12 protein-coding genes are annotated in these 15,503 nt (G+C 73.0%); 2 read left to right on the top strand and 10 right to left on the bottom strand.

What is annotated here, in order from left to right:
* Positions 1-84: 84 nt before the first annotated feature.
* The 6 genes from DEI83_RS08135 to hisD are packed head-to-tail and all read right to left on the bottom strand — an operon-like array spanning position 85 to position 7,026.
* Positions 85-1,764 (bottom strand): alpha-amylase family glycosyl hydrolase, encoded by a 1,680-nt coding sequence (locus DEI83_RS08135; protein WP_111081404.1) that lies wholly within the window; start codon positions 1,762-1,764, stop codon positions 85-87.
* Positions 1,761-2,609, bottom strand: a complete 849-nt coding sequence (locus tag DEI83_RS08130) for a nitrilase-related carbon-nitrogen hydrolase (RefSeq protein WP_220036765.1) — start codon at positions 2,607-2,609, stop codon at positions 1,761-1,763. The genes DEI83_RS08135 and DEI83_RS08130 overlap by 4 nt, the downstream gene beginning before the upstream one ends.
* Entirely contained in the window at positions 2,606-3,406 is an 801-nt protein-coding gene (locus DEI83_RS08125) for a carbohydrate ABC transporter permease (protein ID WP_111081402.1), read from the bottom strand. Before DEI83_RS08125 ends, DEI83_RS08130 begins: the two co-directional genes overlap by 4 nt.
* The gene (locus DEI83_RS08120) at positions 3,403-4,341 is read right to left on the bottom strand and encodes a carbohydrate ABC transporter permease (RefSeq protein ID WP_111081400.1); all 939 of its coding nucleotides are present in this window, start codon (positions 4,339-4,341) and stop codon (positions 3,403-3,405) included. Before DEI83_RS08120 ends, DEI83_RS08125 begins: the two co-directional genes overlap by 4 nt.
* A 1-nt stretch (position 4,342) precedes the next feature.
* On the bottom strand, positions 4,343-5,674 hold the full coding sequence (locus DEI83_RS08115; RefSeq protein ID WP_111081398.1) for an ABC transporter substrate-binding protein: 1,332 nt from the start codon (positions 5,672-5,674) through the stop codon (positions 4,343-4,345).
* A gap of 2 nt (positions 5,675-5,676) precedes the next feature.
* Complete coding sequence (hisD, locus tag DEI83_RS08110; protein WP_111081396.1) at positions 5,677-7,026, bottom strand: histidinol dehydrogenase; 1,350 nt, start codon at positions 7,024-7,026, stop codon at positions 5,677-5,679.
* Between the two features lie 72 nt (positions 7,027-7,098).
* On the opposite strand from hisD, the gene DEI83_RS08105 reads away from it, so the two are divergent.
* On the top strand, positions 7,099-7,992 hold the full coding sequence (locus tag DEI83_RS08105; RefSeq protein ID WP_111081394.1) for a LysR family transcriptional regulator: 894 nt from the start codon (positions 7,099-7,101) through the stop codon (positions 7,990-7,992).
* Between the two features lie 16 nt (positions 7,993-8,008).
* On the opposite strand, the gene DEI83_RS08100 is transcribed toward DEI83_RS08105, so the two are convergent.
* The 3 genes from DEI83_RS08100 to DEI83_RS08090 are packed head-to-tail and all read right to left on the bottom strand — an operon-like array spanning position 8,009 to position 12,749.
* A complete protein-coding gene (locus tag DEI83_RS08100) occupies positions 8,009-8,971 on the bottom strand; it encodes an NAD(P)-dependent oxidoreductase (protein ID WP_111081392.1) in 963 nt (320 codons plus the stop codon).
* On the bottom strand, positions 8,968-11,679 hold the full coding sequence (locus DEI83_RS08095; RefSeq protein ID WP_258371116.1) for an alpha/beta fold hydrolase: 2,712 nt from the start codon (positions 11,677-11,679) through the stop codon (positions 8,968-8,970). The genes DEI83_RS08100 and DEI83_RS08095 overlap by 4 nt, the downstream gene beginning before the upstream one ends.
* Entirely contained in the window at positions 11,676-12,749 is a 1,074-nt protein-coding gene (locus DEI83_RS08090) for a 3-oxoacyl-ACP synthase III (protein WP_111081564.1), read from the bottom strand. The genes DEI83_RS08095 and DEI83_RS08090 overlap by 4 nt, the downstream gene beginning before the upstream one ends.
* 139 nt (positions 12,750-12,888) lie before the next feature.
* Here DEI83_RS08090 and DEI83_RS08085 point away from each other — a divergent pair, with 139 nt between their 5' ends.
* The gene (locus DEI83_RS08085) at positions 12,889-13,557 is read left to right on the top strand and encodes a cyclopropane-fatty-acyl-phospholipid synthase family protein (protein WP_111081390.1); all 669 of its coding nucleotides are present in this window, start codon (positions 12,889-12,891) and stop codon (positions 13,555-13,557) included.
* Positions 13,558-13,704: 147 nt separating this feature from the next.
* Here DEI83_RS08085 and pgi read toward each other — a convergent pair whose 3' ends face one another.
* The gene (gene pgi, locus DEI83_RS08080) at positions 13,705-15,426 is read right to left on the bottom strand and encodes a glucose-6-phosphate isomerase (RefSeq protein WP_111081388.1); all 1,722 of its coding nucleotides are present in this window, start codon (positions 15,424-15,426) and stop codon (positions 13,705-13,707) included.
* Between the last annotated feature and the right edge of the window lie 77 nt (positions 15,427-15,503).

The raw sequence follows: 15,503 nt of genomic DNA, 5'->3' as shown, positions 1-15,503 counted from the left end.
TCCGGACCGGATCCGGTCACCGGTCCGCCGACGGACCGACCGCGGACGGTGCGCCCACCGGGTGACGGGCGCACCGTCACCGGGTCACGTCGTGCGACCGCCGTCCGTGGCGAACCAGACCGCAGCGTCGGCCGCGAGGAGACCGTCCGTGAACGCGCCCGGCACCGACTCGACGAGGACGTCGCCGCCCGGCGCACCCTCCGCTGCCGGCAGCCGGACCGGCTCCGGTCCGAGGTTGCCGACGACGGTGACCCCACCGTTCGACCACGCCAGCACGCTGCGGGAACCGGTGTCGTGCCAGCGCAGGGTCCCGCCGCCGAGGTCGGCCCGCCGTCGGACGGCGAGCGCCAGTCGGTACATCGCCAGGGTCGAGGTCTCGTCCTCCTCCTGCGCGGCGACGGCGAACGCGCCGAAGTCGGCCGGTTGCGGCAGCCATGTGTCCGCCGTGGACGAGAAGCCGAAGGACGGCCCGTCGGGCGTCCACGGGATCGGGACCCGGCACCCGTCGCGGCCCCGGATCCGGTGGCCGGAGCGCTCCCACACCGGGTCCTGGCGCACGGTGTCGGGCAACGTGGTGACCTCGGGCAGACCGAGTTCCTCGCCCTGGTACAGGTAGGCGGAACCGGGCAACCCGAGCATGAGGAGCGTCGCGGCCCGGGCACGGCGGAGACCGGTGGCACGGTCCGGCTGCGCGTCGTCGACGCCCACGCCGGCCTCGAGCTCGACCGGGCCGTCGTAGCCGAACCGGCTCGCGTGCCGCATGACGTCGTGGTTCGAGAGCACCCAGGTGGTCGGGGCGCCCACGGCGTCGTTCGCCGCGATGCTCGTGTCGACGTTCGCCCGGATCGCGGCCGCGTCCCACGGGAGCGACAGGTAGGCGAAGTTGAAGGCCTGGTGCATCTCGTCCGACCGGACGATGCGGGCCGCGCGCTCCGGTGGGAGCCACGCCTCGGCGCACAGGATGCGCGGGCCCTCGTACTCGTCGAGGATCCGCCGCCACTCGCGGAAGACCGCGTGGATGCCCTCCTGGTCCCACATCGGCGGCATCACGCCGTCGACGGGTTCCACGACGCCGTGCGTCGCGTGCGGCCAGTCCGGGAGGCCCGGGGCCTTGACGATCGCGTCGCACACGTCGACGCGGAACCCGTCCACCCCGCGGTCGAGCCAGAAGCGCAGCGTCGTCTCGAACTCCCGGTGCACCCGGGGGTCGTCCCAGTTCCAGTCGGGCTGCTCGGGCGCGAAGAGGTGCAGGTACCACTGGCCGGGGGTGCCGTCCGACTCGGTGACGCGGGTCCACGCCGGGCCCTCGAACATCGACTGCCAGTCGTTCGGCGGGAGTTCGCCGTGTTCGCCGCGCCCGTCGCGGAAGTGGAACATGCCACGTTCGGGACTGCCCGGGTCGGCGGCCAGCGCGGCACGGAAGAGCACGTGCTGGTCCGAGCAGTGGTTCGGGACGAGGTCGGCGATGACCCGCAGCCCGAGCTCGTGGGCTCGCGCGAGCAGGGCGTCTGCGTCGGCGAGGGTGCCGTACACGGGGTCGACGTCCCGGTAGTCGGCCACGTCGTAGCCGCCGTCGGCCTGCGGGGACGGGTAGAACGGCGACAGCCAGACCGCGTCGGCGCCGAGCGCGGCGACGTGGTCCAGCCGCGCCGTGATCCCGGCGAGGTCACCGGTCCCGTCACCGTCGAGGTCGGCGAACGACCGCGGGTAGACCTGGTAGATGACGGCGGTGCGCCACCAGTCGGTTCCGTCGGGGGTCGTCATGCGGTCGGCACCTTCCGTGCGTAGAGCTCGGGGCGGCGGTCCCCGATCCAGTCGTTGTGCGGGCTCGTCGACTTGTCGCGTGCGAGGGCCGGGAAGACGTCGACCGTGATCGCGGTCGCGCCCGCGCCGGCCTCGGTCTCGGCGGCGACCCAGCCGAACTGGTCGACGATGACGCTCGCCTCGTTCCAGTCCTGCCCGCGCTCGGTGCCGGCCCGGTCACAGCACGCGATGAACACGCCGTTGGTCCGGGCTGCGGCCTGCGCGGCGATCACCTCGGCCACACGGTCGCGGTCCGGGTGGTCGCCGACCGGCCAGTTCGTCGGCACGGCGATGAGGTCGGCGCCGGCGAGCGCGAGCATCCGCGGCATCTCCGGGAACTCCATGTCGTAGCAGACGAGGACGCCGATCCGCCCGTGCGCGGTCTCGACGACGGGAGGCGCGGCGTCGCCCGGCGTGAAGACGAGCGTCTCTCGGTCCCACAGGTGCGTCTTCCGGTAGACGGTCCGGACCCCCGTGCGGTCCACCACCGCGACGCTGTTGCGCAGCACCCGTCCGTCCCGTTCGCAGAAGCCCACGACGACGACGGTCTCCGTCCCCCCGAGGAGTCCCGCGATCCTGGTGAACAGCGGGTCCGCCGGCGTGACGGCGACCGCCGCCGCCTCGTCGGCGTCGCGGAACACGTACCCGCTCGTCGCCAGCTCCGGCAGGACGAGCAGGTCGACACCGTCGACGACCGCCCGCTCGACCGCGTCGAGGACCGCCCTGCTGTTGCCGTCGAGGTCGCCGAGCACCGGGGCGAGCTGCTCGCACCGGATGCGGGCCACGCCGGTCCCCCCGGCCGTCACTTGACCGCGCCTTCCGTCAGCCCGGTGATGAGTCGGCGCTGGAGCAGGACGTAGGCGACGACGATCGGCAGGGCGACGAGCACCGCGGCGGCGGCGGTGACGTCGGGCTGCGCGCCGCGCTGGGCTCCGGAGAAGAAGGACAGCGACAGCGGTGCCGTCTGGACGGCCTCGTTCTGCGGCACCAGCACGAGCGCGAGCAGGAACTCGTTCCACGTGAACAGGAACAGGATCGTCGCGAGCGTCGCCACGGCCGGCAGCGCGACCGGTGTCAGCACGCTCCGGAGGATCCGGAAGCGGGAGGCACCGTCGATCCGAGCGGCCTCGAGCAGCTCCCCCGGCACCGACGCGAAGAACGAGCGCATCCAGAAGACCCCGAGCGGCACCGACAACCCGATCTGCGGGAGGATGAGCGCCCAGTACGTGTCGACCAGGCCCCAGCCCGCGAGCATCTGGTACAGCGGCAGCACGGTGACCTCGTACGGCAGGACGAGCCCGACGAGCAGCAGACCGAGCAGCAGCCGGCCACCGGGCACCCGCATGTGCGCCAGGGCGTACCCGGCCAGGCAGGCGACCGCGGCAGTGACGGCGACCACGGTGACGGCGACGATCGCGCTGGAGACGAGCGCGGATGCGAAGCCGCCCTGCGTCCACGCGTCGGCGTAGTTGTCGAAGCCGATCCCGCCGTCGTCCCCGCTCAGCGAGGTGACGATCACCGACGCGAGCGGGAACACCGCGACGAGCGCGGCGACGACGAGCACGGCGTGGGTGACGAGGGTCTCACTGCGGGCGACCTTCACGACGCCGCTCCCTTCCGCTCGCGGAGGGCGAGCTGCACGATGCCGACGACCACCAGGATGAGCACCGTCAGCACCACGGCGAGCGCGGAGGCCTGCCCGAGCGCACGGTCCTGGAACGCGTCCTGGTACACGAACACGCTCGGCACCGTGGTCGAGGTCCCGGGACCGCCGCGCGTGGTGTTCCAGATGAGGTCGAAGTTCCGGAGTGCGAACGTGATGGTCAGGATGAGCGCGATGGAGATCTGCGGGCGCAGGGCGGGCAGCGTGATCGACGTGAACTCCCGGATCGCTCCGGCACCGTCGAGCCGGGCCGCCTCGTAGAGGGACCGGTCGATCGTGGCGATGCCGGCCAGGAAGAGCACCATGCACAGCCCGTACTCGACCCAGGTCCCGATGAGGCCGATCGACGGCAGCGCCGTGCCGAAGTCACCGAGCCAGCTGCGCGCGAGACCGCCGAGGCCGACGGCGCGGAGTGCGTCGTTGACGGGCCCGTCCTCGGCCAGGAGCCCGCGCCAGGCCACGGCGACGACGACGCTCGACAGGATCTGCGGCAGGAACAGCACCGCGCGGAAGACCGTCAGTCCGTGGATGCGGATGCGCGACATCGCCCCGGCGAGCAGCAGCCCGACCAGGACGGGCAGCGCGGCGTAGAAGACCAGCAGCACGGCCGAGTGACCGAGGGCCTGGCGGAGGTCGGCGTCCGCGAACACCTCGGCGTAGTTCGACAGGCCGGCGGGGGTCGCGACGCTGATGCCGTCCCAGTCGTAGAACGAGATCCGGACCGACTGGACGATCGGCACCACGACGAACACGACGAAGAACGCCAGCGCCGGGGCGACGTACAGGAGGGAACTCCAGCTGACACGGGTGGCGGCCGGGCGACGTCGACGCGACGTCGCCCGGCCGGTCCCGCGCTCGGCGAGCGTGGTGGCCATGTCAGCCGTGTGCCTTCGCCCAGGTGCGCTGGACCGTCTCGGTGAAGTCGGCCGGGGTCGTCCGACCGGCCATCACCTCCTGCAGCGCGCCGCCCATCTCCGTGAGCATGTCCGTGGTGCTCCAGTCGTAGTAGCCGACCTGGGTGCCCGCGGCGATCGTGTCCTTCAGCGCGGTCAGGGTCTGCTCCTGGAGCGGGTCCTGGGAGCTGACGCCGTCGGTGACGACGGGCAGCCGACCGGTGTCGAGGATCCACTGGCCGACCTCGGGGGTGTGCATCATCCCGAGGAACGCGATGGCGGCCTCCTGGTGCTCGGACTTGCTGCTGATGTGCCACGGGGACGCGGTGGCACCGACGCCGCCGGACGTCAGCGGGGCGAACCCGAAGGAGTCCGAGTCGAGCGAGGCACCGTTCCACGAGCCACCGACGAAGAACACGCCGGTGCCGTCGGCGTAGCGGGCGATGGCGTCCTCGTTGCTCAGCCCGTCGTAGCCGGACCCGAAGTAGCCCTTCTCGGCCCAGTCGTGCATGGTCTGGGCGGCTTCCTCGTTGCCCTCGGTCGCGAAGGTCGAGCCCGACTTCCCACCGATCCAGGCGGCGATCGACGACGGGTCCTGCTTCGTCGCGGCGATGTCCGAGAACACGTGGGTGGCGGCGTACTGGTCGGAGTTGCCGAGCATGATCGGCTGCTCGCCCGCTGCCTTCGCCGTCGCGAGGTCCTGCTCGAGGTCGTCGATCGACGTCGGCGGTTCGAGCCCGAGGTCGTCGAGCTTCTGCTTGTCGTAGTAGATGCCCTGCACCTCGCTGATCACGGACATGCCGTACAGCGTGCCCGAGCCGAACGCGGTGCCGTCGTCGTTCCAGCGCGCGGGCCCGAGGGTCGACGCCCCGGTGCCGTTCGACCAGCCGTACACCTCGGCGACGTCGTCGAGCGGTCGGACGAGGTCGCCCTTGACGAGCGCGCCGTCCACCGCGTAGCCGATGTTGCCCTGGAAGAGGTCCGGGGCGTTCGCCGAGTTCGCGGCGTTCACCACGGTGGCGATGAGGTCGTCGAAGCTCTTGTACGTGATCTCGACGTCGACGTCGGGGTAGGCCTTCTCGTAGGCCGGGACGAGCTTCTCCATGAGCGGCTTCTCGGCGACGTCGGCCCACATCGTCAGGGTCGTGTCACCGTCGACGTCCGAGGCTGTGACCTCCTTCGTGATCTCGGGCTGGTCGACCTGCCCGACGGGCCCGCCGGAGCCGGGCGCCGAGCACCCGGCGAGGGCGACGACGAGGCCGATGACGGGCACCGTGGCGAGGAGGCCTCGACGGCGTGCGGCTGGTGTGGTCATGGTCACTTCCGGGTCGTGAGTGCGGGGTCGGGGGAGGTGGAGCGGGTGAGCCGGGCGGTCCGCAGGGTGGCGGTGGCGCGGTGGGCGGACATGCCCTCGCTGGCCGAGATCACGTCGACGGCGTCCGCGAGTTCGGGGGTGGCCTCGCGGGCGATGTGCTGGAAGGTGAGCGGCTTGAGGAACCGGGACACGGACAGACCGGCGCTGTGCTTGGCGCCACCGGCGGTCGGGAGGGTGTGGTTCGTGCCCGCCATGCCCTTGTCCGAGTAGGCGACCGTGCTCCACGTGCCGATGAACAGTGAACCGTAGTTCGTGAGGTGGTCGTGGTACCAGGCGTCCTCGGCGGTCTGCACCTCGAGGTGTTCGGGTGCGAACTCGTCCATGACGGCAGCGGCGGACTCGCGGTCCTCGACGAGCACGACCGAGCCGTGGTCGCGCCAGGCGGGTCCGCAGATCTCGTTCGTGGACAGGGTCGGCAGCTGGCGCTCCACCTCGGCGATGACGGCCTCGCCCAGCGCCCGCGACGTGGTGACGAGCGCGGCCGGCGAGTTCGGTCCGTGCTCGGCCTGGCCGAGCAGGTCGGCGGCCACGAGTTCCGGGTCGGCGGTCTCGTCCGCGATCACGGCGACCTCGGACGGCCCGGCCAGCAGGTCGATGGCGACGGCACCGAAGAGCTGGCGCTTCGCCTCGGCGACGAAGGCGTTGCCGGCCCCGACGATCATGTCGACCGGAGCGGCACCGAGCAGGCCGAACGCCATCGCGGCGAGCGCCTGGACGCCACCGACGACGAACAGCCGGTCGACGCCGGAGACGTACGCCGCGTACGCCACGGCCGCGTTGACCCCGCCGTCGGGCTGCGGCGGGGTGCAGGCCACGACGGTCGGGACGCCGGCGGCCTTCGCGACGCCGACGCTCATGAAGGCGCTGGCGGTGAGGGGGAAGCGCCCGGCCGGCAGGTACGCGCCGACACTGCCGACCGGGACGTAGCGCTGTCCCACGGTGAGCCCGGGGACGAGTTCTGCGGAGAAGTCGACGAGGTGCTCGCGCTGCAGCCGCGCGAACTGCTGCGTCCGTGCGGCACCGAGTTCGATGGCCGCGCGGAGCTCCGAGGTGAGCCGGTCACCGGTCGCGGCGAGTTCCTCGGCGCTGAGCTCGACGACGTCGGCGTGGTCGAGTTCGCGGGCGTACCGGCGGACCGCCTCGAGCCCGTCGCGCTCGATCTCTGCGAGCATCGCGGCGACCCGCTCGGCGACGGCGGGGTCGCGCTGGGCTTCGGGGGCGTCCACGGCCGGGGCCTTGAGGAACGAGAACCGATCGGCGTTGTCCGCCACGAAACGAGGGCTGAGCTTCATGCAGACGACCCTGCCCGGGCTGCTCCACAAGGACAAGGCCAGATGATCCACGATCAGCCATAGGGTTTCCCTGTGACCCTGACCCAGTTGCGGGCCTTCCTCGTCATCACGACGGCCGGCTCGTTCTCCGCTGCCGCCGCCCAGCTCGGCATGGCGCAGCCGTCCGTGTCCGAGCTCGTCCGTCGTCTGGAGGAGTCGTACGGCGTCCGGTTGTTCACCCGCGCCAGCCGACGTCTCGTCCTCACGAGCGCCGGCGAAGCCCTCCTCCCGCACGCCCGGCGAGCGGTCGAGGCGGCAGACGACGCGGACCGGACGCTGCGGGACCTCACGAGCCTCCAGGGCGGTGTCGCCACGTTCGGGCTCCTGCGCAACGCGAACTACTACTTCCTCTCCCGCCTGCTCGAGCGGTTCCACTCCCGCTACCCCGACGTCCGGCTCCGCGTCATCGGGCTCAACTCCGTCGAGGTCGCCGATGCGGTCACCGCCGGGGACCTCGAGGCCGGCCTCGTCGTCCTGCCGATCGACGCCGACGGCCTGGAGGTCACGCCGCTCCGCCGCGACGACGTGCTGTACGCCTCCGCCGATCCGGCCCGGACCGCACGCCCGGTGACCATCGAGGACCTCGCCGCAGCGGACCTCATCCTCTACGACGCCCACTACGGCTGGCGGGACCCGACCCGACGGCAGCTCGCCGAACGCGCACAGTTCGCCGGGGTCGCGCTCACCGCCCGGATCGAGGTCGAGCACGTCGACTCGGCGCTCGACCTCGTCGCCCGGGGTGCCGGAGACACGATCGTCTCGCGCGCGGTCGCGGAGGCCCCGACCTTCCCGGCCGGCATCCACACGGTGCCGTTCGCCGAGCCGCTGTACGACACGATCGCCCTCGTCCGACGCCGGGACGTCCCGCTCTCCCCCGCGACCCGCGAGATCGCCCGGCTCGCGCGTCGGATGCTCCTCGAGCGCTGACCCCTGCGGGCGCGGGTCAGCGGGCGGCGGCCAACGCGCGGAGGCCCTCGTCGATCGACACGGCCGGTTCCCACCGCAGGTCCCGTCGCGTCCGGCGCTGGTCGAACCAGTGCGCGGTCGACAGCTGCTCCGCCAGGAAGCGCGTCATCGGCGGCTCGTCGACGCCCGGTCGGACGTGCCACACGGCCTCGACCGCGGACCCGGCGACGCGGGCGATCCCGGCGGGCACGTGCTGCCGCGGGACCGGCACGCCCGAGGCGGCACAGATGCCCGCCAGCAGCTCCCCGACCGGCCGTGGTTCGCCGTTCGTGACGACGTACGCGTTGCCGTGCACGACCTCGGCGCGCTCCAGGGCGGCGACCATCGCGCTCGCGGCGTTGTCGACGTAGCAGGTGTCGATGAGGGCGGCACCGGAGTCGAGCACCGGCAACCGACCGCGGCGCGCCCGGTCGACGATCCGGCCGACGAGCTGTTCGTCGCCGGGCCCCCAGACCAGGTGCGGACGGACGGCGACGACCGCGAACCCCGGGGCGTCGGCGGCGAGGGCGAGCAGTTCGGCGGCGGCCTTCGTCCGGGCGTAGTCCCCGCGGGCGGACCCGGGCGAGGCGGGGGTGGCGTCGTCCCCGGCGATGGACTCCCCGGTGTGGGCGACCGAGGGTGACGAGACGAACACGAAGCGGGCGACCCCGGCCTCGCGGGCGGCCGCGAGCAGGTCGCGCGTCCCGTCGACGTTCACCCGCACGAAGTCCGCCGGGTCCCCCGCCAGCGACACCTTTGCGGCGAGGTGCACCACGGCGTCGACCCCGGCGACCGCGGTCCGGACCGCTGCCGGGTCGGTCATCGTGCCGAGGACGTCCTGGACACCGTCGACGCCCGAGGGTCGGCGTTGGAACGTGCGCACCGCGTGCCCGGCGTCGCGGACGGCGGCGGCGACGGCGCGCCCGAGGAACCCGCTGGCTCCGGTGACCAGGACCGTCACGGTCGGGTCATCCGTCCACCGGCCAGCACGGAGGCCGCCCAACGGGCCAGTCGCGCCCGGTCGACCTTCGAGTTGTGCCGGACGTCGGTCGGGAGCACGGGCACGACGAGCACCGCGGCGACCGGCAGGTCGACCGCTGCCCGGACGGCGTCGGCGAGCGACGGGTCGGCGAGCCCGGCACGACGAGCGGCGGGCACGGTCTCCACGACGGCGACGACCTGCTGCCTGCCGGAGGGCCCCACGCCGACGACGCCCGCTCGCCCGACGCCGTCCACGCCTTCGACGCGCTGCTCGGGGCCGACCGGGGTGACGACCCCCGACGGGGCCGTGATGACGTGCTGCATGCGGCCCTCGACCCAGAGCTGCCCGGATGCGTCCAGGTGCCCGACGTCCCCGGTGCGGTGTCCGCGGGGGTCGTCGACGCCGAGGCGTGCGGCCCGGTCGGTGCGCCACAGCCGGTCGTAGTGGTCCCGCACGTGCGGCGCCGCGACGACGATCTCGCCGGTGACGTCGGGGGTCTCGGTGAGGGCTCCGGTCGCACGGCCGTCGGCGTCGAGCGGGGCGATGCGCACCCGCACGGACGCTGCCGGTCGTCCCACGCAGATGCCGGACGACGAGACCGAGCCGGCGGCGCGGACCCCGTCCAGGTCGACGTCGGTCATGAGGAGACCCTCGGTCATGCCGTAGGGGGTGTGCGCGCTCGCGTTCGGCATGAGCTCGGTCGCGGCGGTCAGCAGCGCGGCCGACACGGGAGCCCCGGCCGACAGGAACAGCCGCACGCGGCCGAGGGCCCGACGGTCGTCGTCGGTGAGCGTGTCCGCCGTGGCGACGACGTTGGCGAGCGCGGCCGGCGAGAGGAACACGACGGTGGCGTCCGCCGCGACCACGGCGTCCGCGACCGCCCGGGCCGTCAGGGTCCGGGGCGCGGTGACGTCCATGTCGGGTGCGACGGATCGGGTCCCGAGTGCGGGGCCGAGCAGCGCGAAGGGTGCGAAGCCGGCGACGAGTCCGGTGCCGACGCCGACGCCGTACTGGCCGGCGAGGGCGTCCCGCACGGCGCCGAGTTGTCCGTGCGTGTAGACGACGCCCTTGGCGGGCCCGGTCGAGCCGGAGGTGAACAGCACCGCCGCGGGGGCGTCGGAGGCCGGGGCCACCGGCAGGGCGGTCCCGGCGGCGAGGCGCGCGGCACCACGGCGGGCGACCGCGGCGAGGGTCTGCTCGACCCGCAGCGCGGCACGCACCGGCGCGGGCAGTGCGAGGGTGGCGATCCGGCGGCCGGGCCAGCCGAGCGCCCGCGCGGCGGCGAGGCCGGGGAGCGCACCGATGATCCAGTCCGGGCGGGCACCGCGGACCGCCCGGGTCAACCCGCCGAGGCCGAGTCCCGCGTCCGCGACGACGACGACCGCGCCGACGCGGACGCAGGCGTACAGGGCGGCGGTCAGGTCGGCGCCGGGGGTCACCAGCAGGGAGACGCGGTCACCCGGACGGACGCCGAGGTCGACGAGTCCCGCGGCGACCTCCTCGATCCGCCGGGAGAGCAGCCGCCAGCTGATCGTGCGGGTCCCGCCGGGGGCGGCCATCTCGACCAGGGCGGGTTCGTCGCTCTCGCGCAGGTCCTCCAGGTGCGCCCAGAGCGGGCGCGCTGCGTCGGCTCCGGCGTGCTCCTCCGGTCCGGCCGGGAGGCTCGCCGCGGCCTGGGCGGGCACCGCGCCGTCCGGCAGGTGGTCGCCGAGCCAGTCGAACACCGTGCCGGCCACGTCGGCGTCGTCGGGCAGCAGGTGGCCGGCGCCCTCGAACCGGTGCACGTCGGCCTGCGGCAGGCGCTCGGCGAGGTCGTCGAGGTACCGCTCGAGGAACACCGGGTCCCGCGGCCCCCACATGAGCAGCGCGGGCACGTCGAGCGCGGCGACGCCGGCTGCGATGCGGTCGAGTTCGGCGGCGCTCGGGTGCTGCGCGTCGACGGGGATGTCCGCGACGAACCCGCCGACCGCCCCCCGTCGGGCAGCGCCGCGGTACGGGGCGCGGTAGGCGTCGGCGGTCGCCCGGTCGAGCCGCGGGTGCGCGATCGCGAGGGTGGTCTCGATGAACGCCGGCGTCACGACCGTGGCCCGGCCCAGCAGGTGCGGGCGGAGCGCGAGGCGCAGGGGTGCCGGGATCGGGGCGTCGTCGGGCTGGTGGACCGCGGTGTTGCAGGTCGTCACCGCGACGACGAGGTCGGGGCGGTCGACGGCCCAACCGAGCGAGACGACACCACCCCAGTCGTGACCGAGCGTGACGACCGGTCCGGTCAGGCCGAGCTCGTCGGTCAGCGCGCCGAGGTCCGCGACCCGGTCGGCCAGGCGGTGGTCCTCGCCGGTGCGCTCCGAGAAGCCCATCCCGAGCTGGTCGACGGCGACCACGCGCCACGCCGGACCACCGGCTGCCGCGACCTCGAGCGAGTGCGCGAGCACCGAGCGCCACAGGTAGGACCAGGTCGGGTTGCCGTGCACGCAGAGCAGGGTGCCGACGGGCTGCAGGCCGAGCTCGTCGAGCTCCGCGGCCGTGTCGAGGACGTGCCAGGTGCGCTCGGGGCGGACTGTGCCTCCCGTCGGACCGGCGGACGCGGGGACGGTGACCAGGCGGGACCACGCCGGGTCGAGTCCGGGCAGGGGCGGCGGGAGCGTCGCCGGAGCCGTGCTCGCCGCGGCGCGGGGCAACCGCGGTGTCACCAGTGCAGTTCCATCATCGCCGTGTTGATGCCGGAGCCGACACCGCCGAGGAACACGCGGTCACCGGGACGGATCGATCCGCGCGCGACCTCGTCCGCGAGGGTGATCGGGATGGACGCCGGGCCGACGTTGCCGAAGCGCTCGTACGTGGTGGGGACCTTGTCGCGCTCGACGCCGATCGCCTGGACGAAGGCGTTCGTGTGCACGTCGGAGACCTGGTGCAGTACGTAGCGGTCCATGTCGGTCCAGTCGAAGTGCGCGCGCGCCTCGTTCCAGGCGGCGACGACGAGCTCCATGCCGCCCTTGAGCAGCATCTTCGCGTCCGTGAACATGCCGTCGACGCTGCCGACGCACAGGTCGTACCACTGGGTGGCCGCACGGGTGACCCCGCCGACGATGCGGTGGCCGGCCGGGTGCAGGTCGGCCGGGCCGAGCACGGCGGCGGCAGCACCGGAGCCGAGCGTCAGGCTGGCGAACTCGCTCATGAAGTCCTTGCGGTTCCGGCCGCCCTGGTTGAGGCGGTCGATCGTGTTGAGCTGCACCTGGTCGGCGTCCTCGCCGTCCACGATGAGCGCGTACTTGATCTGCCCGGAGTCGATCATGCCCGCGGCGACGCTCATGGCGTTGACGAAGCCGAGGCACGCGTTCGCGATGTCGAAGTTGATCGCCGACGTCGGCAGGCCGAGGCCGTGGTGCAGCCGCACCGCCACCGAGGGCTCGAGGTGTGGACGGGTCACCGACGTGTTGATGAGCAGGCCGACGTCCTCCGGCTGGATGCCCGCGGCGGCCATGGCCCGACGACCGGCGTCGATCGCGGCGGTCTGGAAGGACTGGTCCTCGCCCCAGTTGCGGCGCTCCCGCACCCCCGCCACGCGTTCGAGCAGCCCCATCGGCAGGCGGAGTCGGCGGAGCACCCCGCGGAGCTTCTCCTCGATGTCCGCGGACGTGGTCACGCGCTCGGCGACGGTGGTCTCCACGGCGAGGATCGCGGCGTTCTGGAAACGGACGGTCGCGTTGCCGGGTCGCTCCGTCTCGGCGCTCGGGGTGTCCTGCTGAGGCCGCTCGGTCATGATCGTCACTTGCACATACTTCCGTATCGAGGCTGGGTCTCCGTTGCGACTGCGTCGAACGGACCCCGAGGATGTCGTCCCCGTTGCCGATCCGGCAATCGTACTGGCCCTGGATGAGCGCCGGTGGGATGCTGCGCGCATGACTGCGCACCCCGCTCCCCGATCCGATGCCGAGACGTTCTGGACGGCCCGCTACGGGGACTCGCCGATCTGGTCGGGACGGCCGAACGCCTCCCTCGTCGACGTGCTCGAGCCGCTCGTGCCCGCCCCGGAGCGCGCCGACGCCGGCGCCACCGCCACCGCGCTCGACCTCGGGTCCGGCGAGGGCGGCGACGCCCTGTGGTTGGCCGCACAGGGGTGGCGGGTGACCGCGGTCGACATCGCTCCGAACGCCCTCGACCGCGGACGGGCCGAGGCGGAGCGCGTCGGACTCGACGACCGGGTGCGGTGGGTGCAGGCCGACCTCGCCACGTGGGACACGGCGGAGCGCTTCGACCTGGTCGCCGCGTCGTTCCTGCACTCGTCGGTGTCGTTCCCGAGGGCCGCGGTGCTGCGCCGCGCGACGACGTTCGTCGCCCCCGGTGGGCACCTCGTCGTCATCGGGCACGCCGGGTCGCCCTCGTGGGCGTCGCACGGCGAGCACGAACACGCCGAGCCCCTGGTCGGGCCCGAGGAGCAGGTCGAGCAGCTCGCGCTGGGCGACGGGTGGACGGTCGAGGTCGCCGAGTTGCGCACCCGGCACGTCCCCGCCCCGGACGGCAGCCAGGCGACGCTCGACGACACCGTGGTGCTCGCCCGGCGCTCCTGACGGAGCCGGCGGCTCGGTGGACTCCCGTCGGGCCACGACGCCCCGGCGGGCTGTCCGCCCCCCCCCCCCGGACGACGGGAGGCCCGGAGCCCGCCGGACAGGGACGTCACCCTGCCAGCGCGCACCGGGCCTCCCGGCCGGGCGGCGTCAGCCGCGCAGCTCGAGGTACTTCGCGATGAGCGCCTTCGTCGACGAGTCCTGCGCGTCGAGCGCTTCCTGGTCGCCGTCGACCGCCGGGGCGATCTGCAGCGCGAGCTGCTTGCCGAGCTCGACGCCCCACTGGTCGAACGAGTCGATGCCCCAGATGGTGCCCTCGGTGAACACGATGTGCTCGTAGAGGGCGATCAGCTGGCCGAGGACGCTCGGGGTGAGCTCCGGCGCGAGGATCGACGTCGACGGCTTGTTGCCGGTGAAGGTGCGAGCGGCGACGATCATCTCGTCCGTCGTGCCCTCGGCGCGGACCTCGTCGGCGGTCTTGCCGAACGCGAGCGCCTTCGACTGCGCGAAGAAGTTCGCGAGGAACAGGGCGTGCACGTCCTGGCCCGGCTGCACGGCCTTCCCGTCACCGGTCTGGTCGGCCAGCGCGTGCGCGGGCTTCGCGACCGTGATGAAGTCGGCCGGGATCAGGCGCGTGCCCTGGTGGATGAGCTGGTAGAACGCGTGCTGGCCGTTCGTGCCGGGCTCGCCCCAGAAGACCTCGCCGGTGTCGGTGACGACGTCCGAGCCGTCCCAGCGGACGCGCTTGCCGTTCGACTCCATGGTGAGCTGCTGCAGGTAGGCCGGGAACCGGTGCAGGTACTGCGTGTACGGCAGGACCGCGTGGCTCTGGGCGCCGAGGAAGTTCGTGTACCAGACGTTGAGCAGGCCCATCAGGACGGGGACGTTCTGCTCGAGCGGGGTCGTGCGCATGTGCTCGTCGATGGCGTGGAAACCGGCGAGGAACTGCTCCCAGTTCTCCTTGCCGATCGCGATGACGACGCTGGTGCCGATGGCCGAGTCGACCGAGTAGCGGCCGCCGACCCAGTCCCAGAAGCCGAAGGCGTTCTCCGGGTCGATGCCGAACGCGGCGACCTTGTCGAGCGCGGTCGAGACGGCGACGAAGTGCTTCGCGACCGCGTCCTTCTTCTCGTCGTCACCGGCGTCGGACAGACCCAGCCCCTGCCACAGCCACTGGCGCGCCAGCCGGGCGTTCGTCAGGGTCTCGAGGGTGCCGAAGGTCTTCGACGCGACGATGAAGAGCGTGGTCTCGGGGTCGAGGTCCGCGGTCTTCTCGTGGATGTCGGCCGGGTCGATGTTCGAGACGAACCGCGCCTCGAGCCCCTGCTGCACGTACGGCTTGAGGGCTTCGTAGACCATGACCGGACCGAGGTCGGAGCCGCCGATGCCGATGTTGACGACGGTCTCGATGCGCTTGCCGGTGACGCCCGTCCAGGTGCCGGAGCGGACCTGCTCGGCGAAGCCGTACACCTTGTCGAGCGTGGCGTGCACGTCGGCGTCGACGTCCTGCCCGTCGACGGTGAGCGGCGCGGCGGGGACGAGGCCCTCGGTCGCCTTCGGGCGGCGGAGCGCGGTGTGCAGGACGGCACGGTCCTCGGTGACGTTGATGCGCTCACCGGAGATCATCGCCTGGTACCGCTCGGCGACGCCGGTGTCCTTCGCGACCTGCAGCAGTGCCTGCAGGATCTCCTCGGTCACGAGGCCCTTGGACAGGTCGACGGTCAGGTCGGCTGCCTGGAAGGTGTACTTCTCGGCGCGACCGGGGTCGGCGTCGAACCACCCTCGGAGGTCCGGGGAGAACCCGGCGGCGATGCCGTCGAGCTGCTTCCATCCTGCGGTCGATGTGGGGTCGACGGGTGCGGATTCGGTCACTTCGGTCCTCCTGAACGCCAGAGCTGGACGGCCCGCAGACCTGGCGCAGCATCGCGTCGCGGGCCGCGTCCGAGCGT

This window comes from Curtobacterium sp. MCBD17_021 (assembly GCF_003234525.1).
In the GTDB taxonomy this organism is placed as follows: Bacteria; Actinomycetota; Actinomycetes; order Actinomycetales; family Microbacteriaceae; genus Curtobacterium.
Note: the sequence above shows the minus strand (reverse complement) of the source record. Positions and strands in the feature narration are given on the sequence as shown.

What these genes read in the sequence shown, in the direction of transcription:
- DEI83_RS08090 (WP_111081564.1), bottom strand. Translation starts at nt 12,749, where the DNA reads ATGACCGAGCGGCCTCAGCAGGACACCCCGAGCGCCGAGACGGAGCGA.
- DEI83_RS08115 (WP_111081398.1), bottom strand. Translation starts at nt 5,674, where the DNA reads ATGACCACACCAGCCGCACGCCGTCGAGGCCTCCTCGCCACGGTGCCC.
- DEI83_RS08135 (WP_111081404.1), bottom strand. Translation starts at nt 1,764, where the DNA reads ATGACGACCCCCGACGGAACCGACTGGTGGCGCACCGCCGTCATCTAC.
- DEI83_RS08085 (WP_111081390.1), top strand. Translation starts at nt 12,889, where the DNA reads ATGACTGCGCACCCCGCTCCCCGATCCGATGCCGAGACGTTCTGGACG.
- DEI83_RS08120 (WP_111081400.1), bottom strand. Translation starts at nt 4,341, where the DNA reads ATGGCCACCACGCTCGCCGAGCGCGGGACCGGCCGGGCGACGTCGCGT.
- hisD (WP_111081396.1), bottom strand. Translation starts at nt 7,026, where the DNA reads ATGAAGCTCAGCCCTCGTTTCGTGGCGGACAACGCCGATCGGTTCTCG.